Origin of the sequence: Pseudomonas sp. UBA6562 (assembly GCF_002434265.1) — a bacterium.
Taxonomy (GTDB): domain Bacteria; phylum Pseudomonadota; class Gammaproteobacteria; order Pseudomonadales; family Pseudomonadaceae; genus Aquipseudomonas.
Genome location: NZ_DJJS01000007.1, coordinates 344,486 through 367,182 on the forward strand (window position 1 = coordinate 344,486; position 22,697 = coordinate 367,182).

A 22,697-nucleotide genomic window follows, 5' to 3' on the forward strand; every position below is an offset into this window, starting at 1 on the left:
TCCAGGTCAACCCGTCGCGCCGTTTACGCGGGTACACCGGGGAACGCTATCCTAGGCGCAGCACTCCATACCACACTCCTCAGAATCGAACGGACGCCATGCTCACCAACCTCGCCATCTTTCTGATCACCCTGGCCGGCATGGAAGTCGTCGCCTGGCTGGCCCACAAATACCTCATGCACGGTATCGGCTGGGGCTGGCACCGTTCGCACCACGAGCCGCGCCATGGTTGGTTCGAAAAGAACGACCTGTACGCCGCAGTGTTCGCCGTGCTGGCGATCGTGCTGATCGCCTTGGGCAATGCCGGTTGGCATCCGCTGGAATGGATCGGTGCCGGCATGACCGGCTACGGGCTGTTGTACTTCATCGCCCACGATGGGTTGGTGCACCGGCGCTGGCCGTTTCGCTACGTGCCACGCAGCGGCTACCTCAAGCGCCTGTACCAGGCCCACCTGATGCACCATGCGGTGCATGGCCGCGAGGGCTGCGTGTCGTTCGGCTTCATCTACGCGCCGCCCATCGAGCGCCTCAAGGCGCAGTTGCGGGCTCGGCACGACGGGCCGTTGCGTTCGGCAGCGGCGCGCGCGCCCACAGCTGAGGATCGCGCGGCGGATATCGGCGCAGACGTCGTAGCAGACTCGTCCACAAGCCCCCGCTGAGCGCGCCGAGCTTCTCCAGCTTGCCGGTCGAGGCGCGCGTGTCCCAGGCCTGGGCGCCGGCCGCCCGCACGCGGATACCGATACGCCTGTACACGGCCCCGGCGCTCGCCACCGCCCAGGCCGAACGCCAAGGCAGCGCCGCCAGGCCCGCCTCGGCGCTGGCGTAATAGGGCTCGGCCTGATCGATCAGGCGCGTGGCCAGGACGGCCAGCGCCGGTCGATGGCGCGGCTCGGCCAAAGTTGCCACGGTGATGCCGAACTCATCCAGCCATTGCTGCGGCAGATAGCAGCGCCCCACCTGAGCATCGTCGACGAGGTCGCGGGCGATGTTGGTCAGTTGCATGGCCAACCCCAGGTCGCAGGCACGGTCGAGCACCTGCGGATCCTGGGTGCCCATGATCCGCGCCATCATCAGCCCCACCACGCCGGCGACGTGGTAGCAGTACTGCAAGGTGTCGGCGAAGGTCTGGTAGTGCTGGCCATCGACGTCCATGGCGAAGCCTTGCAACAGATCGAGCGCTTCCTCACGGGCGATGCCGTGACGCTGCACCACGGCCTGCAAGGCGGCGAAGGCCGGGTCGTCGATGGGTGTGGCGAGGTAGGCCGTCTGCGTGCGGGCGCGCAGCTCGGCCAGGCGCAGGCGCGCCTCGGCCGGGCTTAGCGGCACCGCGTCGTGGCCGGCCTGCTGGCCGTCGATCACGTCGTCGCAGTGTCGGCACCAGGCGTAGAGCAACACCGCGCTGCGCCGGGTGTCCGGGTCGAACAGGCGCGAGGCGCTGGCAAAGCTCTTCGAACCCACGGCGATGCTGTCGAGCGCATGTCGCAGCAGCGCATCGGTGGCCGCTTCGCTCATCCGTGCAGGTCCTCGATCATCAGTTGCGCGGTGGCCTTGGCCGAAGCGATCACGCCCGGCACGCCGGCGCCGGGGTGGGTGCCGGCACCGACCAGGTACAGGTTCTTGACCTGCGCGTCGCGGTTGTGCGGGCGGAACCAGGCGCTTTGCTGCAACACCGGCTCCAGGGAGAAGGCCGAACCCAGGTGGGCGTTGAGCTGTTCGCGGAAGTCCATCGGGGTGAAGGTGCGGCAGGTCACCAGGTCGTCGCGCAGGCCGGGCATGTAGTGCCGCTCCAGATAGCTGAAGATGCGGTCGCGGTAGCGTGGCGCCTCTTCGCGCCAATCGACGTCGGCGTTGCCCAGGTGCGGCACCGGCGCCAACACGTAATGGCTCGAGCAGCCGGACGGCGCCAGGCTCGGGTCGGTGGCGCAGGGCGTGTGCAGGTACAACGAGAAGTCTTCGGGCAACTGCGGCCCGGCGAAGATTTCCTTGATCAGCGGCTTGTAGCGCGCGCCGAAGCAGACGGTGTGGTGGCGCAACTGCGGCTGTTCGCGCTTGAGGCCGAAGTGCACCACGAACAGCGAATTGCTGAACCGCTTGCCCTTGAGCCGCTCGCCCTCGCTGCGCCCGCGTGGGTGGGTGCCGAGCAGGTCGCTGTAGGTGTGCACCACGTCGGCGTTTGAGGCGATGGTGTCGGCCGGCCAGCGCTGACCGTCGGCGGTGCGCGCGGCGGTGAGGCGGTCGCCGTCGGTGTCGAAGCCGCTGACCTCGGCGTTGAGCACCAGGCGCCCACCGATGTCCTCGAACAGCTTGGCCATGCCTTGGACCAGCGCGCCGGTGCCGCCGCGCGGGAACCACACGCCCCATTCACGTTCCAGGGCATGGATCAGGGTGTAGATCGACGAGGTGGAGAACGGATTGCCCCCGACCAACAAGGCGTGGAACGAAAACGCTTGGCGCAGCTTTTCGTTGCGGATGAACTTGGCGACCATGCCGTAGACGCTGCGCCAGGCCTGCAGGCGGGCCAGCTGCGGGCCGGCCGAGAGCATGTCGCGGAACGACAGGAACGGCACCGCGCCGAGCTTCACGTAACCTTCGGCGAGCACTTCCTTGGAGTAGGCCAGGAAGCGCCGATAGCCTTCGACATCGGCCGGTTCCAGGGCGTGGATCTGCCGTTCCAGGTCGGCCTGGTCGTTGCCGTAGTCGAACTGCGTGCCGTCCTCCCAGCACAGGCGATAGAAGGGTGTGACCGGCAGTAGCTCGACATAGTCGCGCATGGGTTTGCCCGCCACCTCGAACAGCGCCTCGATGGCCGAAGGGTCGGTGATCACCGTCGGCCCCGCATCGAAGGTGAAGCCTTCGTCCTTGTAGACGTAGGCGCGGCCGCCTGGCAGGTCGCGGCGTTCCAGCAAGGTGGTGGCGACGCCGGCGGCTTGCAGGCGGATGGCCAAGGCCAGGCCGCCCAGGCCGGCGCCGATGACGACAGCCGTTTTACCAGGGGTCATGAATGTTCCTCGAAATGGCGGGGGGAATGACGCAGCGCGGCGCGCAGCGCTTGACCAACAGGGACCGGCGGTTTGCCGCTGAGGATGCGCAGGCGGTCGGCCCACGTGTTGCGCCCGGCGTAGAACCGGGCGATCAGGGGCTCGGACAACCGGTAGAAACGTTGCATGACTTGCCAGCGCTGCTGCGGCAAGCCGGCGAGAAACAGCATGCGGTTGAGCAGACGATAGAAACCTTGCTGCTGCCAGCGGCCGCGCTGGTAGTCGGCGAACGCCGTGGCCAGGCTGGCATGCTCCAGGCGCGGTTGGCGCGCCAGCCAATCCGCCAGGCGCACGGCCTCGGGCAGCGAGTAGCCGGTGGTGCAATGGAACAGACCGGCGCGCAGGCCGGCCTGTAGCTGACCGGCCTGCTCGGCCTGCCAGGCAGGGAAATCGCCGGCCAGGGTGATCGGCAACACGCCTTGTTCTTCGCGCAACACGTGCTTGGGCTGCCAACCGCGTTGTTGCAGGTACTGCCCGATGTGTTCGCGCAGTTGCTCGGCGCTGAGCGCGTGGCGTTCGACGTAGTGGGTGTCTTCCACCAGCAGCGTGTCTTCGCTGAACGGCAGCACGTAGACGAAGCGATAGCCGTCGCCCTGCGGCACCCGCGCGTCCATGACGATGGGCGCGGCCAGGCCATGGGGCTTGTGCAGTTGCACCACCTGGCCGAGAAACGCCTGCTGACCCAGCACCATGTGCGGGCTAGGCAGTGGGCCACGCCCGTCGATCACGGCCGCCGCCTGCAAGCGTTCGCCGCTGTCGAGCAGCACGCTGGTGGCGTCGAGCTGCTGGATGCGGCTGTTGCAGCGCAACGTCGGGCCCAGCGCTTCGCTCATCAGACGGGCGAAGCGGGCGCTGTCGATGCTGGCGTAGCCGCTGGCCAGATGCCGCGAGAAGCCTGGGAAGTGCACGTGGTAGCTGGGCCAGGTATGACCTACCAGCGGAGCCAGCCATTGCCGCTGGCTATGGTCGAGGTCGGCTTCGTGGAACGACCAGGTATGGTTGCCGCCCGGCGCCGCGTCGCCCTCCAGGCAGAGGATGTTCAGCTCGGGGCGCAGTTGGCGCAGGCGCCAGGCGATCAGGCCGTTGGCCAGACCGCCGCCGGCCAGGATCAGGTCGAAGTTCATGGCAGATCGCTATGCAGGACGGGCCGTCCGGTCGTGACGGCCCGCTCGATGATGTCGGCGGCGCGCATCGCACCGCCCGCAGTATTCAGGGCTTCGCTGAGCGCCGGGTGATCGGTCGCAGTGCAGGCCAGCAAGCGTTCGAGGCTGGCGGCGATGCGCCGTGGCCCGGCCCAGCGCGGCAGCACTTCGCCCAACCCATGGTAGGCGACCCGCGCCGCGACGCCAGGCTGATCGAAGGCGATGGGCATCACCAGCAGCGGCGTGTGCGCCGCCACCGCATCGAGCACGGTGTTCAGGCCGCCATGGCTGATCACCACCTGGGCTGCGCGTACCGCCCACTGCTGCGGTGCGTAGTCGGTGACGATACTCGCGCCGCTGTAACGCAGGCGCGTCTGCTGCGCGGCGTCCAGGCCGCCGCAGTGGGCCAGCAGCAGCTGCACGTCCAGGGCTTTGCAGGCTTGGGCGATACGCAGGAACAGGCTGAAACGATGCCCTTGCAGCGTGCCGAGGCTGGCGAACACCAAAGGGCGCTGCGGGTCGAGCAACCATTCCCCCTCGACGCTGCCGCCGCGCCGCCAGGGGCCGACGGCATGGAAGTGGGCGGGTAGCGCTTGGCGGGGAAAGTCGAAGGGCGCCAGGGTCTGGCTGATCTGCGCGAGCGGCGACAGGCAGGTGTGCATGCCCTGGCGCGACGGCAGGCCGTAGCGTTGGCAAGTGGCGTCGATCACCGCCTGCAAGGGCTTCATCAGCCAGTCGTGGACCTGCTCGGTGCCCTCGTACAGGCGCGCGTCGCGGCCCGGGGCGAAGGGCATGACCGGCAACGGCAGGCCCGGCTCACGGTTGACCGGCAGCGCGCAGGCCATCGACACGATCGGCAGGCCCAGGGCTTCGCCGATCAAGGCACCGGCCGGTTCCATCTGGTCGCACAGCAGCGCGTCCACCTGTGCATGGCGCAGGGCATCGGGCAACTGCTCGCAGAGCATGGCACTGGTGCCTGCCAACTGGCGGATCAAGCGGCGCAGACGCAGCGGGCCATTGGGCCGCGCCGCCAACTCGAGCGCTTGGGTCAGGCTGCCGGGCGGATGGCTGGTGCTGCCCAGGGCCGTGAAGCCCATGCGCGCATCGCTCAGCCAACGCGCAGCATCGGCCTGCTGGAAGAAGGTGACGCGATGGCCGCGCTCCAACAGATGCCCGGCCACGGCTTGCAATGCCTGAAAGTGGCTAGGGTAGGGCGGTGCCACGACCGCGAAGTGGCTCATCCCTGGGGCGCTTGCAGACGTGCGCTGCGTAGCGCGTCGAGGTCGCGCGAGCCGGTACAGAAGCAGGCGATGCGCAACTGGCGCAGGAGGATGTCGAAATGCGCGAGCACCGCCTCTGTCGATTCCATCGCGGCGGGCAACACCCGCGCCGCCTGGCCGACCAGTTGCGCGCCCAGGCGAATGGCCTTGGCCGCTTCGACCCCGTCGGCGATGCCCCCCGAGGCGATCAGCGGCATGCCAGGCAGGGCGCGGTGCACGGCGTGCAGGCAGGTGGCGGTCGGCATGCCCCAGTCGGCGAAGGCCATGGCCACGGCACGGTCGCTGGGGTGCTCGATGCGTTCGGCTTCGACCGCAGCCCAACTGGTGCCGCCGGTGCCGGCCACATCGATCACCTGCACGCCGGCATCGCTCAACGCCATGGCGGTGGCGACGTTGATGCCTGCGCCGACCTCTTTGGCGATCACCGGCACTTCGAGCGTTCGGCACAGCCGTTCGATCAACTGCAACACACCGCGCCAGTCGCGATCGCCTTCGGGCTGCACGGCTTCTTGCAGCGGATTGAGGTGCAGGATCAGCGCATCGGCTTGCAGGCTGTCCACCGCCCGGCGGGCGAGTTCCAGGCCATCGGCTTCACGCAGTTGCACGGCGCCGAGGTTGGCCAGCAGCAGCACGTCGGGCGCGTGTCTGCGCAAGGCGCGGGTCAGGCCCTGGTCGAAGCCCTCGCGCAGGCTGACCCGCTGCGAGCCCACACCCATGGCGATGCCCAACTGCTGGGCCGCTTCGGCCAAGTGCAGGTTGATGGCCTCGGCACGTGCCGCACCCCCGGTCATGGAACTGATCAGCAACGGAGCTTGCAGGTTCTTGCCCAGAAAGCGCATGCGAAGGTCGATGTCGTCTAGGGCCAGTTCGGGCAGGGCGCAGTGTTCGAAACGCACGCTCGTCCAACCGCCGTCGGTGCGGGCCGTGGCCCGAGCGGGGTCCAATACGATGTCCAGGTGGTCGTCCTTGCGTTGGCTCAGCGAGGTTTTCTTCATGCCGGGTTCCAGGGGCCGGTGAATCATTTGTCTGGGTGCGTGGTCAGTGCATGGGGTGAGAGTTGTACAACACAGGTTAACTTGTATAGCTAAGCTTTGAGTTATTGCATCAGGCAACGGCACGTTCCAGTCGTTCCTTGCTACCGTAGTAAAGCTGCCGCACAACAATGAAGAGGCCAGGATGACGACCACAGCAACCACGCCGCTGACCGCCGAGTGCGGGCTTGCGCACTCCCTAGAGCCGTTGCGTGAAGCGTTCGAGGCCCGTCTCGACGCCGTCTTGCCTGCACCTGGCAACGCCCGTGACCTGGTCGCCGCCGCGATGCGCGAGTGCAGCCTGGCACCGGGCAAACGCCTGCGCCCGATGCTTCTGGTCCTGACCGCCGAAGGCCTTGGCGCCTCGCGCGCGGCCGCCATGGACGTGGCCTGCGCGGTGGAACTGGTGCATGCCGCTTCCCTGGTGCTCGACGATTTGCCGTGCATGGACAACGCCGCGCTGCGCCGTGGCCGCGCCACCCTGCATCTGGCCTTTGGCGAAGACGTGGCCGTGCTGAGCGCCATTGCGCTGCTCAGCCATGCCTTCGGCCTCATGGCGGCCATCGAGGATGTGCGGCCCGAGGTGCGCAACCGTCTGGTCACTACGCTGTCCCAGGCCATCGGGGTGCAGGGCCTGGTCAAAGGTCAGTTGCAGGATCTGCGCGATGGCGGAAAAGCGCGTACCGCTGCGCAAATCGCCCAGACCAATCAGCTCAAGACCGGTGTGCTGTTCTCGGCGATCATGGACATGGCCTGCGATCTGGGCGACGCCACGCCGAGCGTGCGCGCACCCTTGCAGAATTTCGCACTGGAGCTGGGCCAGGCTTTCCAGCTGCGTGACGACTTGCGTGACCGCGACCCTTCGAGCGGCAAGGATCAGGGCAAGGACGATGGCAAGTCGACGCTGGTGGCGCTGTGTGGAGAAAGCCAGGTGCGCCGTCGCCTGCAAACCCATGTCGCAGCGGCGCAGGGGTACTTGGACCAGGCGATGTTGAGGGAACGGACCCTCAGCGTGATGTTGGAGCGGTTGTTCGCCTGAAGGCGCAAGACTCCTACGATTCACACGCAGACTCATGGTTGCAGTGAGCCCTTCAAGGCGCCCACATCCCTGCGGAAACGCCCATCGCAGCTAATCGGAGCGCCGGACCGGCCGCTCCCACAGAGTTCACCTAGACTTCCCTGGTCGCAGCACAGTCTTCCAAGCGGCTACAACCCTGTAGGAGCGGCCGGCTCGGCGTTCCGATTAGCCGCGATGGCTCTTGACCAAAAATGTTGGGTAAAGGCTCGAGCGGAAACAGTGCCTCCACACGGGCTGGCATCAGCCCTTTTTCTGAATCTGCTTGCCGGCTTGCTGCGCCACCTCCGGCGCCTGCCCGTCGCGCTGCTTGCCGTGCCGCGCCTGGCCAACCAATTGCGGAATCAGCATGCCCTCGGGCAAGTGGCGCCAGAAGCGCCCCGGCATGTGCTGGCGCAGCACTTCGGGGTTGAGGCGGGCCGGGTTGAAGATGTGCCGGTAATAGGTGCGCCACAGTTCCGCACCGGGGTCGTCGGCATGCTGCGCCCACTGTTGCCATTCGGCCGGACAATGGCGCCGGTAGTCCATCTTCGCGCCGTCGTACAGCACCCCGTCCCGGTCGGTCGCGATCAGCCAGCGCTGGCGCCCCAGCCGCTCGGCGAAATGCCCGCTGGCGCTTTCCAGAATGTCGTGGGCCGGCACATGCCAGGCCACCAGGTCCAGTTGCAGCCGCTCGGCCAAGGGCCCTGGCAAAGGCACGAAGCGCACGAACGCGTGCAAGTGGTGCGCCTCGCGGCTGACCTGCTTGATGCGCCGCTGCAGCTCGCTGCCCAAACGATCGCCCGCCATCATTGCCGTCCGGTCGCCGTGGGCCACGCGCCACAGCACCTCATACAGCAGGTTCCAGCGCTGTTCGCCCTGATAGCGTGCAGCCTGTTGTAGCTGTTCCAGCAGTGCCGCCGGTACCGTGGCGCGGAACGGCCCAGCGCCTTCGGGCAACGGCAACGGCTGCGCCAGCAGGTCGTCCATAGGGCCCTGGTTCCAGGTCACCTGGGAGGGGTCGATACCGTGGCTAAGCAACACCCGCGCCTGCTTGCGCCACACACCGAACAGATCGTCGCAGTCGAGCGCGATCATCCCCACAGGCCCATCTGCACCGGCGCCTGCGGCTCGCGCAGGCGTTCGCGCAACAGGCCGCTGCGCAGGTCGCCGTTGGACGGGCGATAGTCGCTGGTGATGATGAATGGCCGCGCCTTGTCCAGCACGCAGCGCAATTGGATGAGGTCGTCGTAGCGAATGCGCCGCTCGCGGCGCAGCGCCACCAGCCGCTGCACGCTGCGCAAGCCGATGCCTGGAATGCGCGCCAGCAACGCCGGCTCGGCGCGGTTGACGTCCATCGGGAACTGCTCGCGATTGGCCAGGGCCCAGGCCAGTTTGGGATCGATGTCCAGCGCCAGGTTCGACGACTTTTCGAACAGCTCGCCGGCGTTGTAGCCATAACCGCGCAGGAGGAAGTCGGCCTGGTACAGCCGGTGCTCGCGCAGCAGCGGCGGGGCGGCCAACGGCACGCTGTCCGGGCTGTCGGGAATGGGGCTGAAGGCCGAATAATAGACGCGCTTGAGCCCATAGCCTTGGTACAGCGACTCGGCGTTGCGCAGCAAGGTGCTGTCGTCGGTGGCGTCGGCGCCGACGATTACCTGGGTGCTCTGCCCGGCAGGCGTGAACCGCGGCGCCCTGGGTTCGTCGGCCACCGCCAGCTGTTCCTGATGGATGACGGCCATGGCCTGGCGGATGGTGCCGCCGTTCTTTTCCGGCGCCAGGCGTTGCAGGCTTTCATCGGTCGGCAGTTCGATGTTGACGCTGAGGCGGTCGGCCAGGCGCCCGGCTTCGGCGATCAGCAGCGGGTCGGCATCGGGGATGGTCTTGAGGTGGATGTAGCCGCGGAAGTTGTGTTCTTCGCGCAGCAGCTTCGCCACGCGGATCAACTGTTCCATGGTGTAGTCGGCCGAGCGGATGATGCCCGAGCTCAGGAACAGCCCGCTGATGCAATTACGGCGGTAGAAGTCCAGGGTCAGGCGCACTACTTCTTCGGGGCTGAAACGCGCGCGCGGCACGTTGCTGGAACGGCGGTTGACGCAGTACTGGCAGTCGTACAGGCAGAAGTTGGTGAGCAGGATCTTGAGCAGCGACACGCAGCGACCGTCGGGCGTGTAGCTGTGACAGATGCCCATGCCGTTGGTCGCGCCAAGGCCGTCACGCCCCTTGGAGCTGCGCTTGGGCGCGCCGCTGCTGGCGCAGGAAGCATCGTATTTGGCGGCATCGGCAAGGATGCCCAACTTGGCGATCAATTGCATGGCGTACACCTGGCACTGAATATTCATACAGTATTATCGGATAACGCCGCTTGCAAGTGCAGGTGGTCGGATAGTGGCAGATTTGCCCTATGCTAGGCAGGTTGCGGAACTCCTACGGGGTGAGGCTTTCAACAGCACACGCCGCAGGCGGGTGGGCGTATTCGCCCCCGTGTGCAGCCCGTTGCGCGAAGCGACGCGGCGTACTCGCCACCGGTCTGGAAGGCCGGTGGCCTAGTGACTGGGGTATATCAAAGCAATCGGGGCGTTTTCGACCCCGAGGGAGAACGTATGAAGGGCAGGAAAACGATGCACAAGGCACTGACGGGCCTGGCGGTGGCGGTAGCGCTGGGCAACGCGCAGGCGGCCGAAACCAAGCAGGTGGACGTCATGCTGGTGGGCGGCGGCATCATGAGCTCCACCCTGGCGGTCTGGCTCAACGAGCTGGAGCCGGAGTGGTCGATGGAGATGGTCGAGCGCCTGGACAAGGTCGCCGAAGAAAGCTCCAACGGCTGGAACAACGCCGGCACCGGCCACTCGGCCCTGGCCGAGCTGAACTACACGCCGGAAAAGAACGGCAAGATCGACATCACCAAAGCGGTGGAGATCAACGAATCGTTCCAGATCACCCGTCAGTTCCTGGCCTGGCAGGTCAAGCAGGGCGTGTTGAAGAACCCGCGCTCGTTCATCAATTCCACGCCGCACATGAGCTTCGTCTGGGGCGACGACAACATTCGCTTCCTCAAGAAGCGCTATGAAGCATTGCAGGCCAGCCCCCTGTTCCGCCCGATGCAGTACTCAGAAGACCACGCGCAGATCGCCAAGTGGGTCCCGCTGATGATGGAAGGGCGCGACCCGAGCCAGAAGCTCGCCGTGACCTGGACGCCCATCGGCACCGACGTCAACTTCGGCGAGATCACCCGCCAGTACGTGAGCTATCTGCAAAGCCGGCCGAACATCGATGTCAAGGTGTCCACCGAAGTGCAGGACATCAGCCGCAACGACGACGGCACCTGGCACGTCGAGTACAAGAACCTCAAGGACGGCAGCAAAGGCGCCACCAACGCCAAGTTCCTGTTCATCGGCGCGGGCGGCAAAGCGCTGACCCTGCTGCAGAAATCCGGCATTCCCGAAGCCAAGGAATACGCAGGCTTCCCGGTCGGCGGCTCGTTCCTGGTCACCGAGAACCAGGACGTCGCCATGCGCCACATGGCCAAGGCCTACGGCATCGCCTCCACCGGCGCACCGCCCATGTCGGTGCCGCACCTGGACACCCGCGTGCTGGACGGCAAGCGCGTGATCCTGTTCGGGCCGTTCGCCACCTTCTCCACCAAGTTCCTCAAGGAAGGCTCGCTGCTCGACCTGTTCGGCAGCATGACCCTGCACAACACCTGGCCGATGGTGCGGGTGGGCGCGCGTGAGTTCGACCTGGTCAAGTACCTGGTCGGTCAGGTCATGCAGTCGGACGACGACCGCTTCGAAGCGCTGCAGACCTACTTCCCCCACGCCAAGAAGGAAGACTGGCGCCTGTGGCAAGCCGGCCAGCGCGTGCAGATCATCAAGAAGGACGAAGAACAGGGCGGCGTGCTCAAGCTGGGTACCGAAGTGGTGACGTCCAAGGACGGCAGCATCGCCGGCCTGCTCGGCGCCTCGCCGGGTGCCTCGACCGCACCGCCGATCATGCTCGACCTGCTGCAGAAAGTGTTCAAGGACAAGCTGGCGACCCCGGCCTGGCAGGACAAGGTCAAGCAGATCGTGCCGTCCTATGGCACGCATTTGAACGACGACCCGGTCAAGGTGCAGGAGGAGTGGGAGTACACCAGCAAGATCCTCGAGCTGACGCCGCCGCCGCAGATCGACAAGCGTCAGGACCCGGCCAACCCCGAGCACATCGATCCGCTGGGGCAGGACAATGTCGACAAGGATGCCGATTTGAATCTGTAAACGCGTTGAAACAAAAACCCGGTCGCCTGGTGCGCCGGGTTTTTTTGTGCCTTGCCGACACCTCCGTGGCAGCGGTCGATGGGTCGTTCCCATCGGTCGTGGTGGGCCACAAGGGGTCCATTACAGCTCAACTAAACGGCTCAGAAAAACCGCCGCTGCGCGCGTAACGTCACCATGCTGTCGCAGGTGCTGTTGATCCCCGAATACGCATCGCAACCGCTCCCGGTCAGGCTCGAATTGCTGTACTCCAGATCCAGGTCCACCCCGCGCCAGGGGCGTGAGAACTTCAGCGACCAGTCGTTGAAGCTGTCGACCTGTCCGCCCTCGCCGATGGTGAACGGCGTACCGAGCTGATGGTGGGCGACCTTCAGGGTGAAGTCGGCGTCGAGCAGGGGTAGTCGCCCGAGGTTGGCGAACAGCGTACCGGTACGGTTGTCGGGCGAGTCGTTGAAGGCGCCGCCGAAACGGCTGCCTAACAGCGACAGACCGCCGTATAGCGCGTAGCTGTTGGCTTCGGGCTGGTTGGGCTGGGTGTAGTGGATCACGCCCACTTCGTAGCCGAGGCTGTCGGTGAATTCCTGCTTGTAACCGGCGTAGTTGTCCAGCTTCAGGGTCGAGGTCTTGGTCAGGCCCATGCTCGGGGCGTACTGGCCGAAATACACGCCATTGGGGTGGCTGAGGTCCACACCGCCGTGGAACGAGCCGACTGCGGCGGGCGAGATCAAGCCTTCGGCCATGGTGCGCGAGGGGGTGGTGGCCAGGGTGAAATCGAAATCGCCGAGCTCTCGCTTGATCTGCTGGGCCTGGGTCGCCGGGCTCAGCAGCACGACTGCGGTGAGCAGCCAGAAAGGCCTGTTCAAGGTCATCGTCAAGGGGGTCCTTTGCGCGAGTGGATCAGGATACCTGCCGTAGCCAGCCAGGGCAAAACTGACCGGCGAGCGGCAGGCTAGAGCGATGCTGCAGATGCTGTTCGGTGTTGCATACGGTAGGCAGTGACGTGAGGGTCGCATCGCAGGCAGGGTGTATGGCGGGGTCGAGCGAAGCGCTGGCGGCAGCGGGTAAGGCAGGAAAGGCGCGGGCCGCACAAGGCGGCCCGGGCAGGGTGCAGCAGGTCAGTCGATCCGCGGATGCTGCTGGGCCAGGCTGGCGCGCTTGGCTTCCAGTTCGGCGATCTGCGTGTCGATGTCTTCGATCTTCTGCTCGATGGTGTCGTGGTGCTCTTCGAGCAGCTCACGCGCTTCTTCGATGTTCGAAGCCGAAGGCGCCGCGCCGCGCAGCGGCTTGTTGGCGGTTTCCTTCATGGTGACGGCGGTGACGAAGCCGATCACCGCGATGACCATCAGGTAGTAGGCCGGCATGTACAGGTTGTTGGTGCTTTCCACCAGCCAGGCGGCCAGCGTCGGGGTGATACCGGCGATCAGCACCGAAATGTTAAAGGCGCTGGCCAGGGCACTGTAGCGAATGTGCGTCGGGAACATCGCCGGCAGGGTCGAGGCCATGACGCCGATGAAGAAGTTCAGCAGGATCGCCAGCATCAGCAAACCGCCGAAGATCATGCCGGAGTCGCCGCTGGTGATCAGCGTGAACGCCGGAATCGCCAATGCGAACAGGCCGATGCTGCCGACCAGAATGAACGGGCGGCGGCCCCATTTGTCGCTGAGGAACCCGATCACCGGCTGCACGAAGAGCATGCCGACCATGATCGCGATGATGATCATGACCCCGCTGCTTTCGGTGTAGTGCAGGTTGTGCGTGAGGTAGCTAGGCATGTAGGTGAGCAGCATGTAGTACGTGACGTTGGTCGCGATGACCACGCCCACGCAGGTCAGCAGGCTGCGCCAGTGCTTGGTGGCGATTTCCTTGAACGAGACTTTCGGGCCGGAGGCCAGGCCGTCGCGGTCGCCTTGCTCGAGGCTGTCTACGTGCTGCTGGAAGGCCGGGGTCTCTTCGGCGGCATGGCGCAGGTACAGGCCGATGATGCCCAGCGGCAGCGCCAGCAGGAACGGGATGCGCCAGCCCCAGGATTCGAATTGCGCTTCGGTGATCATGCTCTGGATCAGCACGACCAGGCCTGCGCCCAGTACGAAGCCTGCGATTGAACCGAAGTCCAGCCAGCTGCCGAGGAAACCACGACGGCGGTCCGGCGCGTATTCGGCGACGAAGATCGAGGCGCCGGTGTACTCGCCACCGACCGAGAAGCCTTGGGCCATCTTGGCCAGCAGCAGCAGGATCGGGGCCCAGATGCCGATGGCCGCATACGAGGGTATGACGCCGATGGCGAAGGTACTCAGCGACATGATGATGATGGTGGCGGCGAGCACTTTCTGGCGTCCGATGCGGTCACCAATGGCGCCGAACACCAGGCCGCCCAACGGGCGAATGAGGAAGGGCACGGAGAAGGTCGCCAATGCGGCGATCATCTGCACGCTGGGGTCTGCACCCGGAAAGAACACCTTGCCCAGAACGAAGGCGACGAAGCCGTACACACCGAAGTCGAACCATTCCATTGCGTTGCCCAGCGCAGCGGCGGAGATGGCTTTGCGCATCTTCACGTCGTCGACGATGGTGATGTCCTTGAGCCCGATCGGGCGGACTTTTTTCTTGCGTAATTTCATTCTGCTGTTTTCCTTTCACGTGCCGGCACGACCGAGCCAATACGTTTAATGGCGGGCCCGGTCTCAGGGGTGAGATACAAATGGACACTAAATAATTCAGCCTTGAACCGCATATTTTTTCAATGGCGGCGGCCTTTGGCGCCTTACCCGAGCAAGTTCTTTCACGCTATGAGAGGATGACCGCCCATACCCACATGGCCGACCGGACAGGACCCAGACCCGAGCTGATGAAGACGCCAAAAAGAATCGAACCCCTGATCGAAGACGGCCTGGTCGACGAGGTGCTGCGCCCGTTGATGAGCGGCAAGGAAGCGGCGGTGTATGTCGTGCGCTGCGGCCAACAGGTGCGCTGCGCCAAAGTCTACAAGGAAGCCAACAAACGCAGCTTCCGCCAGGCCGCGCAGTACCAGGAAGGGCGCAAGGTGCGTAACAGCCGCCAGGCGCGGGCCATGAGCAACGGCTCCAAGTACGGCCGCAAGGAAACCGAGCAGGCCTGGCAGAACGCCGAAGTGGCGGCGCTGTTCCGCCTGGCCGGGGCGGGCGTGCGCGTACCCAAGCCCTACGACTTCCTCGACGGCGTGTTGCTCATGGAGCTGGTGGTCGATGCCGATGGCAACGCCGCGCCGCGCCTGAACGATGTGCACCTCGAGGCCGAGCAGGCGCGCGAGTACCACGCGTTCGTCATCCGCCAGATCGTGCTGATGCTCTGCGCCGGGCTGGTGCATGGCGACCTGTCGGAATTCAACGTGCTGCTGGGGCCGGACGGCCCGGTGATCATCGACCTGCCGCAAGCAGTGGATGCCGCCGCGAACAACCATGCCCTGGACATGCTCGAGCGCGACGTAGCGAACATGAGCAGCTATTTCGGCCAGTTCGCGCCGGAGCTCAAGCGCACGCGCTATGCCCGCGAGATGTGGGCGCTGTACCAGGCGGGCGAATTGCAGCCCGATTCGCCATTGACCGGCGAGTTCGCCGACGACGAGCACGATGCCGATGTGCATGGCGTGCTGCGCGAGATCGACGCCGCCCGCGCGGACGAGGCCCGCCGCCGCGCCGCCCGGGAAGAGGCCGAACGCGGCCCGGACAAGGGAGAAGAGCCCCCGCCGCCCTGGTTGCAGTAGGTTTGACGGCGCGCGCGGGCAGGGCAGGTCGATAGTCGTCCGCCCGTCGCGTCTCTGCTCATCGCGCCGCTTCGATCCGCCTGCTGGCTCGGTCTTGTCCTCGTGCAGGCGACGCTTCTGCCCAGCCTCCCAACGCTCGCGCTAGAGCCTGCGCGTGGCCACTGCCGTGAAAAAGATGGAACCCCAGGCAGCCGCTGGCTGCCCACTCCTCGTGCATTTCACACATCGATCGCGAACGAGGAGCATGCAATGCCTAACCCAGACCGCAAGATTCGCTACGGCGTCGTCGGCGCAGGCGCCATTTCTCAAGGCGCGTTCATGCCCGGCGTCGGCCAGACCGACAACTCGGTGATCACCGCCATCGTCACCGGCGATCCGGTCAAGGCCGACCAGTTGGCCGAGCTGTACAGCGCCAAATCCTATTCCTACGAACAGTACGCCGAGCTGCTCGATTCGGGCGAAGTGGACGCCGTGTACGTCGCCACCCCCAACTTCCGCCACGTCGAGTTCGTCGTGCCTGCGCTGGAGAAGGGCATCCACGTCCTGCTGGAAAAGCCCATGGCCAGCACCGAGGAGGATTGCCAGAAGATTCTCGAGGCCGAACGCAAGTCCAAGGCCAAGTTGATGATCGCCTACCGCCTGCACAGCGAGCCGGGTACGGTGGACATGATCGAGCGCGTGCAAGGCGGCGACTTCGGCGACCCCCGGCTGTTCACTTCGACCTTCACGCAGACGGTCAAACCCAGCAACCACCGCGCCCAGGACGGCTTCGCAGCCGGCCCGGTACTGGACATGGGGCCGTACCCGCTGAACATGGTGCGCCAGCTGTTCAATGCCGAGCCCATCGAGGTCTCGGCCATTGGCGTCAAGTCGCCGGGCAGCGAGATCAGCACCTGGGACACCGTGACCGTCAACCTGCGCTTCCCTGAAGAGCGCCTGGCGCAATTCACCGTCAGCTACACCCTGCCCGATGCCGAGCACTTCCTGCTGCTGGGCAGCAAGGGCGTGATCGACGCCTCGCCGTGCTTCGGTTACGGGGAAGGGGTGGCGATCAAATACCACGCCGAAGTGGAGGGCGACAACCGTGTCCATGTCAGCCCGGTAGTGGACCAGTTCGCCGGCGAGACGGCCTATTTCTCCGACTGCATCCTCCAGGGGCAAGACCCCGAGGCCAACGGTGACGAAGGGTGGCGCGACGTGCGCGTGATCATGGCGATCAAGCGTGCGCTGGAGACCGGCCAACCACAGACGCTGGAAGCGCTGGCCGCCCGTCCCCATGCCCGCCGCGAGCAGCGCCGCACCTTCTCGCTGGGCGAGCACCCGGACTACATCAACACCGAGTCGCCCACCGAGTAAGCAGCGCTCAAGGGTAGCGGTAGGTGTTCAAGCGCACCACGCTACCCGGCCCTGCGCGTAGCGTACCGCTCAACTGGCCTACCGCTTGGCTGCGCAGCGTCACCACGATGCGGCGCGGTTCGCTGCCGGTGTCCGGCAAGTGCAGCAGCAGTGCCTTGCCTTCACCGAGGCTAGCCTGCGGCACGGGCTCGACGCCTTCCACAGTCGACTCGCGCAGCAGGGGGCCGGACAGAATCAGTTTGACCACCTTGCCGGACTCGCCGCGGACGCTGACATGTAGCGTCTGTTGCGCGCCGCTGCGCACGACGCGGGCATAGTCGACCCGCACCCGTTCATCGCCGCTGACCGCAGTGGTCGTGCCCAACCAGGCATGGCCCGCACTGCCTGCAAGCATCGCCAGCGCAACGACCCCGCCGATCAGTGCCAGAGGTCGCCAGCGACGGGTTGGGGGGTGGGGGCGAAAATCGTAGGAGGTAGGCATCGACAAAGGGGTTCGGCTCATGGCGGCAGACTCGGGGGCGTTGTGGGGCGAATTCAGCGATGCCTTGGGCATCGAAGCGGCTTCGACACTCCGCTCGTCCCGGAGGTGCCACTGAGGCTGAACTTTGTGCTGCCGACGGCCTTCCCCTATAAAAGCGGCGGTGTGAACCGCCTTGGCAACGAGCGTCTGGGAGGACATGCGACATGTATGAGCTCAATACGTATTTCTGGATCGGCAGCGTGGTGATCGTGCTGTTGGTGGACCTGTGGATCATCGTCAGCGTATTCCGTAGCGAGAAGTCGCCGGGCACCAAACTGTTCTGGGCTTTACTGGTGGTGCTGCTCCCGATCCTCGGCATGGTGATCTGGGGTGTTGCAGGTCCGCGGGGCATCAAACCCGGTACCGGCCCTTCCTCCCCCAACCACAGCAAAGGCTAAGGAGTTTCCATGAACGACAGCAAACTGCCCGATACCCGCCCGCCCGCCGGCCCTTCCAAGGGCGAGCAGGAGCGCGACAACGACGCCCATCGTCCCGATGCGACCCAAGAGGGCCAGGACGAATCCACGGCGCAGCAGACAGGTCGTGAACAGGGCAAGACGCGCCCTGATTGAAAGGCATCCATGCGGCATTGCGGGTCGTCCGGCGTGCGCGATGCCGCGTGCGCTTCGGACGACCCTAATGAATCTTTCCAAAGCGCGCTGTTCTACTAGCATTCTTGGCGCCTGCGATGGACGCAAGCGCCCCTCTAGGCAGGCATATCCTGCAGGAGCTCGACCGTGTCACTGATCATCACGCCCTCTACTCCCGAAGACGAGATAGAGGCGCGTAACACCCATGTTTTCGGCACCCTCAAGGAACGCCTGGACTTCTACCGCAGCGAAATCCAGTACGAGACCAGCATCCTCGCCAACCGCACCGACGCCTACCTGGCGGCGCAGTCGTTTCTGGTGATCGCCTTCGTCTCCGCCATGGGCAACCTCAACCCGGAGTGGGGCAAGATGTTCACCATGATCGTGCCCGCTTTCCTGGCCTTGTTGGGCGTGCTCAGTTCCCTGAACGCCTGGCCCGGCATTCGCGCCGCGTACAAAATCATCGACCACTGGCAGATCAAGCAGAGCCACCTGCTGCGCAGCCAGCCGATGATGACCCTGATGTACGACGAAACGCCGCTGTTCAGCGAAACCGAGACGTCCCGCGCCGGCCACAAGAAGTCGCTGTTGTTCTCACTGCGTACGCCCTGGATCTTCCTGGTGTTCTGGGTGCTGCTGGGCAGTTACGCCGTGTATATCCAGGTCACCTGATACCGCTGGCACCAGCACGCCGCTTTTTTATTGAACAGCTAGCTGCAAAGCGGACCTGACCTTGAGTAGGGCGCAGATCGTCGCCCAGGTTCAGGAGAGCACCATGCAAAGACACTGTTATCTGGCAGCGGCGACCTTGCTAGGGCTGGCGGTCGCCGTCGGCGGCTGCGCCCGCGACCCGCAAAAGCGCTCGGTGCCCGAATTGGCCGTAAGCGGCACCAAAAGCCTGCTGCGCGCCGATGCCGACATGCAGACCGTGCTCAACAAACTCGCCAGCCTCGACGGCAAGGCCATCGAAAAAACCGCACCGCCCGAAGCACGGCAGCAGCCGACGTTGGCGGACGCTGTCAAAGGCGTACTCACCGACGACAAACGCAGCACCGATCCACAGGCACTGGTGCCCGGCGTCACCAGCCGCGACGTGACCATCCCCGGCGCTGCCGGGAATTTGCCTGCCACGGTCTATACCCCGGCAGGTGCCGGCCCGCACCCTGTGGTGCTGTATTTCCACGGCGGGGGTTGGGTGATCGCCGACCGCACCGTGTATGACGCCGGCGCACGGGGTCTGGCCAAGCAGGCCGACGCCGTGGTGGTCTCGATCGACTACCGCCGCGCCCCCGAGTACAAATTCCCTGCCGCCCATGACGATGCCTTGGCCGCCTACAAGTGGCTGACCACCCATGCGCAAACCCTGCAAGGCGACCCCAAACGCCTGGCCCTGGCCGGAGAGAGTGCGGGCGGCAACCTGGCCGTGGCCACTGCGGTCGCTGCCCGCGACGCAGGCCTGGCCGCGCCGCGCCACATCCTCGCGGTCTATCCGGTTGCCCAGGCCGATACCCATACCGCGTCCTATGAGAAATATGCCGACGCCATGCCGCTCAACCGGCCGATGATGCTTTGGTTCGTCAAACAGATCAGCCGCACGCCGGCGGACGTTCAGGATCCGCGCATCAGCCTGGTCAAGGCCAACCTGCGCGGTCTAGCGCCGGTCACTGTGATCAATGCCGAGATCGACCCTCTGCGCGACGATGGCGCGCAGCTGCAACAGGCGCTCGACCAAGCCGGCGTCAGCGTCGAGCGCAAGGTGTATGAAGGCGTCACCCATGAGTTCTTCGGCGCCGCTGCGGTGGTGGAAAAAGCCCAGCAAGCCCAGGCCTATGCAGGCCGGCGGCTCAAGGCCGACCTGACCGCTCCGTAAGGCTCAAAAAATCCTGAACCCCGCGCTTCGGGCGCTTGTCAGACCCCATAACACCTCACTGTTCAATGGAATCAAGCCCAAGGAGTTACGCATGAACACCAAACTCAAAGCCGGTATCTGCGGTGTCCTGTTCGCCTTCGCCAGCCACGCAGCACTGGCTGCCACCAGCGCCGCCGACTTCGTTGACGAAGCTTCTGCCAAGGGCATTGCAGAAGTGGAAGCTGGCAAACTGGCACTGCAAAAGAGCCAATCGGCCGACGTCAAGACCTTCGCCCAGATGATGATTGACGATCACACCAAGGCGAACGAGAAACTCAAGTCCATCGCTCAGCAGAAGAACATCAAGGTTGCGACCGACGCCGAGCTGTTGGACAAAGCCAAGAAGCTGATCCTCGACATTCGTGAGGAATCCTTCGACCGCTCTTACGCCAACAATCAGGTCAAAGCGCACGAAGAAACCGTGAAGTTGTTCCAGGAAGAGATCAACGAAGGCAAGGACGCTGAAGTGAAAGCCTTCGCAAGCGAAACCCTGCCCGCGCTGAAGGCGCATCTGGTAAAAGCCCGCGAGCTGGCTGCTGCCCATGGTGGCGACGCCGCCCATGACAAGGACGCTGCCAAGCCGTGATCCACTGATGGCATGACAAAATCGGCGCCCTAGGGCGCCGATTTTTTTCGAGGGTCTCACAAAGCCCTCTGCCCTCGGTGCAGAAATCGCCGCCCTCCGTACAAGAGGGCGACGAAAGCCTCATCGGTCGTGGCGACCTAACGACATACCGATGAGCAAACCTGCGATGAGGCCGGCAAAGCCGGCAACCAGCAGGTTCGTGGACTGGCTCACTGGACAGGCGCCAGGCCCGGATTTCTCCGACTCGCGAGCGTCGTCCGCTTTATCATGGTCAGTGTCTGCCTGGTCCTCATCTGCGACATCTTCGTCCTCGTCCGCTGCGCCGGAACCATTCGCTCCGGTCGTCTCGTCGGGCTGATCGGACGTGTCCTCTCCTTTGGCCTTGCTCGGCTGTTTATCATGCTCATCGGTATCAGCATCGGCATCGGTATCTGGCTCATCTTCACCGGAGCCATCCTTCGTCGACGTCTCGATCTCGTCCATGGGTGTCAATGCCAGTACCGGGCCGTCAACCACCGTCAGGTTTAAATCATCGATGTCCCCCGCATGGCGCTCGGCGAACACCGGCTCGCCCTTGCCATCGACCTGGTCGTAGATGAAGCGCTGGCCTTCGAGCCAGCCTACGGCCGTCAGCAGGTCGGCGTTGAGGAAGTATTTGCCGTCGAGGAAGAAACCCTCGAAAGGGTGACCGCTTTCGGTCGGCTCGACCCGGTAACGTTGGCCGAGCTTCATGCCAGTGGCCGGGTCGAGCGAAGGGATGGCGGACTTGGCGTGTTCAGGCGTGGACATAGTCATCTCCCATGGTACCTGCGGCGGCGCCTGGAACCAGGATCACCTTGCGGCAGTTGTCTTCTTGTTTGTCGAACAGTTTATAGCCCAGCTCTGCTTCCTCGAGGGCTAGGGTGTGCGTGACGATCTCTTCGGGCTTGAGGCTGCCGTCCTCGATGTAGCCGAGCAACTCTGGCAGATAGCGCTGCACGTGGGTCTGGCCCATCTTGAAGGTAAGGCCCTTGTCGAAGGCGTCGCCGAACAGGAAGCCGTGGATGAACCCGGCATACACGCCTGGCACGCTCACCACACCGCCCCGGCGCACGGCCGCGATGCACTGGCGCAAGACCTTGCCGCTGCTGCCTTCGAGCTTGAGGGTGGTCAGTATGGTTTCGGTGGTACTGCCCTTGGCTTCGAAACCTACGGCGTCGATGACGGCTGCCACGCCGCGCTTGCCTTCGGTCAGCTCGATGATGGTGCGGGCCGGATCGTCGTCTTCGGCGAAGTTGATCGGAATCACCCCATATGCCCGATTGGCATAGGTCAGGCGATAGTCGTTGTCGTCGACCATGAAGATCTGTTCGGCGCCGAGTTTGCGCGCGCAGGCGGCGCTGAGCAGCCCTACGGGGCCGGCACCGTAAATGGCGAGGCTGGAGCCCTTGGTGACACCGGCGTTGATAACCGCCTGCCAGGCAGTGGGCAGGATGTCGGAAAGGAACAGGACTTTGTCGTTCGGCAAGGTTTTAGGCACTTTGAACGGGCCGACATTGCCTTTGGGTACGCGCACGTATTCGGCTTGTCCGCCTGGGATGCCGCCATACAAGTGGCTGAAGCCGAACAGCGCGGCGCCTGGTGGGATCTGCTTCTTGTTGAGGATCGCGCCACGTCCGGTATTGGTGGTCTCGCAGGCAGCGAACTGGTCCAGCGCACAGAAGAAACAGCTGCCGCAGGCGATCACGAATGGAATCACCACGTTGTCGCCAGGCTGCACGGCCGTCACGTCGCGGCCGACTTCCACCACTTCGCCCATGAACTCGTGGCCGAAGATGTCGCCGTGTTCGGTATGGGGGATCTTGCCGCGGTAGAGGTGTAGGTCCGAGCCGCAGATGGCCGTGGCGGTGACCTTGAGGATGATGTCGTCCGTTTCTTGGAGTTCGGGGTCGGGAACGCTGTCGACCTTTACGTCATTTGCCCCGTGGTACGTCAATGCTCTCATGGTGCATAGCTCCTGCTCAGGCGTAGAGACGAAATCGTCTAATGCAGAGGAAGCCTTGGCGGTGGGCAAAGTTCAGGTGGAGGAGGCGAGCGGTCCCAGGAGGGCGTTGGATTGCACGGGTTGGCTGCTGCGTCGGACGGCCAGTGCGGGCCATCGGCTGGCGATCCTGCTGGGCACCTTGCGCCCAGTCGAACCGAGCGGTGTGCTGCCTGACG

Annotated in this window: 21 protein-coding genes and 1 pseudogene; 10 read left to right on the forward strand and 12 right to left on the reverse strand. The window is 64.9% G+C overall.

What is annotated here, in order from left to right; all coding sequences use genetic code 11:
• Positions 1 to 98: 98 nt before the first annotated feature.
• Complete coding sequence (locus tag B4M43_RS13780) at positions 99 to 659, forward strand: sterol desaturase family protein (protein WP_296267972.1); 561 nt, start codon at positions 99 to 101, stop codon at positions 657 to 659.
• Here the strand turns inward: B4M43_RS13780 and B4M43_RS13785 are convergent.
• The 5 genes and pseudogenes from B4M43_RS13785 to fni form a co-directional block, all read right to left on the reverse strand.
• Positions 583 to 1,512 (reverse strand): annotated as a pseudogene (locus B4M43_RS13785) (phytoene/squalene synthase family protein); the annotation flags it as partial. The gene B4M43_RS13780 and the pseudogene B4M43_RS13785 overlap by 77 nt on opposite strands.
• Positions 1,509 to 2,999 (reverse strand): phytoene desaturase, encoded by a 1,491-nt coding sequence (locus tag B4M43_RS13790; protein WP_296267973.1) that lies wholly within the window; start codon positions 2,997 to 2,999, stop codon positions 1,509 to 1,511. The gene B4M43_RS13790 and the pseudogene B4M43_RS13785, both read right to left, overlap by 4 nt.
• The gene (gene crtY, locus B4M43_RS13795; RefSeq protein ID WP_296267974.1) at positions 2,996 to 4,162 is read right to left on the reverse strand and encodes a lycopene beta-cyclase CrtY; all 1,167 of its coding nucleotides are present in this window, start codon (positions 4,160 to 4,162) and stop codon (positions 2,996 to 2,998) included. The genes B4M43_RS13790 and crtY overlap by 4 nt, the downstream gene beginning before the upstream one ends.
• Positions 4,159 to 5,421: a glycosyltransferase gene (locus B4M43_RS13800; RefSeq protein ID WP_296267975.1), complete on the reverse strand. Its 1,263-nt coding sequence runs from the start codon at positions 5,419 to 5,421 to the stop codon at positions 4,159 to 4,161. Before B4M43_RS13800 ends, crtY begins: the two co-directional genes overlap by 4 nt.
• Positions 5,418 to 6,455: a type 2 isopentenyl-diphosphate Delta-isomerase gene (fni, locus tag B4M43_RS13805; protein WP_296267976.1), complete on the reverse strand. Its 1,038-nt coding sequence runs from the start codon at positions 6,453 to 6,455 to the stop codon at positions 5,418 to 5,420. The genes B4M43_RS13800 and fni overlap by 4 nt, the downstream gene beginning before the upstream one ends.
• Before the next feature lie 181 nt (positions 6,456 to 6,636).
• Here fni and B4M43_RS13810 point away from each other — a divergent pair, with 181 nt between their 5' ends.
• Complete coding sequence (locus B4M43_RS13810) at positions 6,637 to 7,530, forward strand: polyprenyl synthetase family protein (protein ID WP_296267978.1); 894 nt, start codon at positions 6,637 to 6,639, stop codon at positions 7,528 to 7,530.
• Positions 7,531 to 7,809: 279 nt separating this feature from the next.
• Here B4M43_RS13810 and B4M43_RS13815 read toward each other — a convergent pair whose 3' ends face one another.
• The gene (locus B4M43_RS13815; RefSeq protein ID WP_296267980.1) at positions 7,810 to 8,643 is read right to left on the reverse strand and encodes a TIGR03915 family putative DNA repair protein; all 834 of its coding nucleotides are present in this window, start codon (positions 8,641 to 8,643) and stop codon (positions 7,810 to 7,812) included.
• Complete coding sequence (locus tag B4M43_RS13820) at positions 8,640 to 9,860, reverse strand: putative DNA modification/repair radical SAM protein (protein WP_296267982.1); 1,221 nt, start codon at positions 9,858 to 9,860, stop codon at positions 8,640 to 8,642. The genes B4M43_RS13815 and B4M43_RS13820 overlap by 4 nt, the downstream gene beginning before the upstream one ends.
• A 306-nt stretch (positions 9,861 to 10,166) precedes the next feature.
• Between B4M43_RS13820 and mqo the strand changes: the two genes are divergently transcribed.
• The gene (gene mqo / locus B4M43_RS13825) at positions 10,167 to 11,801 is read left to right on the forward strand and encodes a malate dehydrogenase (quinone) (protein WP_414707842.1); all 1,635 of its coding nucleotides are present in this window, start codon (positions 10,167 to 10,169) and stop codon (positions 11,799 to 11,801) included.
• A 140-nt stretch (positions 11,802 to 11,941) separates the two neighbouring features.
• Here mqo and B4M43_RS13830 read toward each other — a convergent pair whose 3' ends face one another.
• Both B4M43_RS13830 and proP read right to left on the reverse strand, forming a co-directional pair.
• Positions 11,942 to 12,661, reverse strand: coding sequence for a TorF family putative porin (locus B4M43_RS13830; protein ID WP_296268401.1), 720 nt, complete (start codon positions 12,659 to 12,661; stop codon positions 11,942 to 11,944).
• A 252-nt stretch (positions 12,662 to 12,913) separates the two neighbouring features.
• Positions 12,914 to 14,416: a glycine betaine/L-proline transporter ProP gene (proP, locus tag B4M43_RS13835; RefSeq protein WP_296267985.1), complete on the reverse strand. Its 1,503-nt coding sequence runs from the start codon at positions 14,414 to 14,416 to the stop codon at positions 12,914 to 12,916.
• A 227-nt stretch (positions 14,417 to 14,643) separates the two neighbouring features.
• Here proP and B4M43_RS13840 point away from each other — a divergent pair, with 227 nt between their 5' ends.
• Positions 14,644 to 15,537 (forward strand): PA4780 family RIO1-like protein kinase, encoded by an 894-nt coding sequence (locus tag B4M43_RS13840; protein ID WP_296267987.1) that lies wholly within the window; start codon positions 14,644 to 14,646, stop codon positions 15,535 to 15,537.
• Positions 15,538 to 15,786: 249 nt separating this feature from the next.
• Positions 15,787 to 16,893 (forward strand): Gfo/Idh/MocA family protein, encoded by a 1,107-nt coding sequence (locus tag B4M43_RS13845; RefSeq protein ID WP_296267988.1) that lies wholly within the window; start codon positions 15,787 to 15,789, stop codon positions 16,891 to 16,893.
• Positions 16,894 to 16,900: 7 nt separating this feature from the next.
• On the opposite strand, the gene B4M43_RS13850 is transcribed toward B4M43_RS13845, so the two are convergent.
• Complete coding sequence (locus tag B4M43_RS13850) at positions 16,901 to 17,395, reverse strand: hypothetical protein (protein WP_296267990.1); 495 nt, start codon at positions 17,393 to 17,395, stop codon at positions 16,901 to 16,903.
• A 182-nt stretch (positions 17,396 to 17,577) separates the two neighbouring features.
• Between B4M43_RS13850 and B4M43_RS13855 the strand changes: the two genes are divergently transcribed.
• From B4M43_RS13855 to B4M43_RS13875, 5 genes are all read left to right on the forward strand, one after another.
• Complete coding sequence (locus B4M43_RS13855; RefSeq protein ID WP_296267991.1) at positions 17,578 to 17,811, forward strand: PLD nuclease N-terminal domain-containing protein; 234 nt, start codon at positions 17,578 to 17,580, stop codon at positions 17,809 to 17,811.
• A gap of 9 nt (positions 17,812 to 17,820) precedes the next feature.
• Positions 17,821 to 17,985, forward strand: coding sequence for a hypothetical protein (locus B4M43_RS13860; RefSeq protein ID WP_296267993.1), 165 nt, complete (start codon positions 17,821 to 17,823; stop codon positions 17,983 to 17,985).
• A 165-nt stretch (positions 17,986 to 18,150) separates the two neighbouring features.
• Positions 18,151 to 18,675, forward strand: a complete 525-nt coding sequence (locus B4M43_RS13865) for a hypothetical protein (RefSeq protein ID WP_296267996.1) — start codon at positions 18,151 to 18,153, stop codon at positions 18,673 to 18,675.
• A 103-nt stretch (positions 18,676 to 18,778) separates the two neighbouring features.
• Entirely contained in the window at positions 18,779 to 19,873 is a 1,095-nt protein-coding gene (locus B4M43_RS13870) for an alpha/beta hydrolase (RefSeq protein WP_296267998.1), read from the forward strand.
• Positions 19,874 to 19,964: 91 nt separating this feature from the next.
• On the forward strand, positions 19,965 to 20,498 hold the full coding sequence (locus B4M43_RS13875) for a DUF4142 domain-containing protein (protein ID WP_296268000.1): 534 nt from the start codon (positions 19,965 to 19,967) through the stop codon (positions 20,496 to 20,498).
• A 120-nt stretch (positions 20,499 to 20,618) separates the two neighbouring features.
• On the opposite strand, the gene B4M43_RS21025 is transcribed toward B4M43_RS13875, so the two are convergent.
• Positions 20,619 to 21,287 carry a hypothetical protein gene (locus tag B4M43_RS21025; protein ID WP_349681649.1) on the reverse strand — a complete coding sequence of 223 codons (669 nt, stop codon included), beginning with the start codon at positions 21,285 to 21,287 and terminating at the stop codon, positions 20,619 to 20,621.
• Positions 21,274 to 22,482 carry a zinc-dependent alcohol dehydrogenase gene (locus B4M43_RS13885; protein ID WP_296268002.1) on the reverse strand — a complete coding sequence of 403 codons (1,209 nt, stop codon included), beginning with the start codon at positions 22,480 to 22,482 and terminating at the stop codon, positions 21,274 to 21,276. The genes B4M43_RS21025 and B4M43_RS13885 overlap by 14 nt, the downstream gene beginning before the upstream one ends.
• Positions 22,483 to 22,697 lie beyond the last annotated feature (215 nt).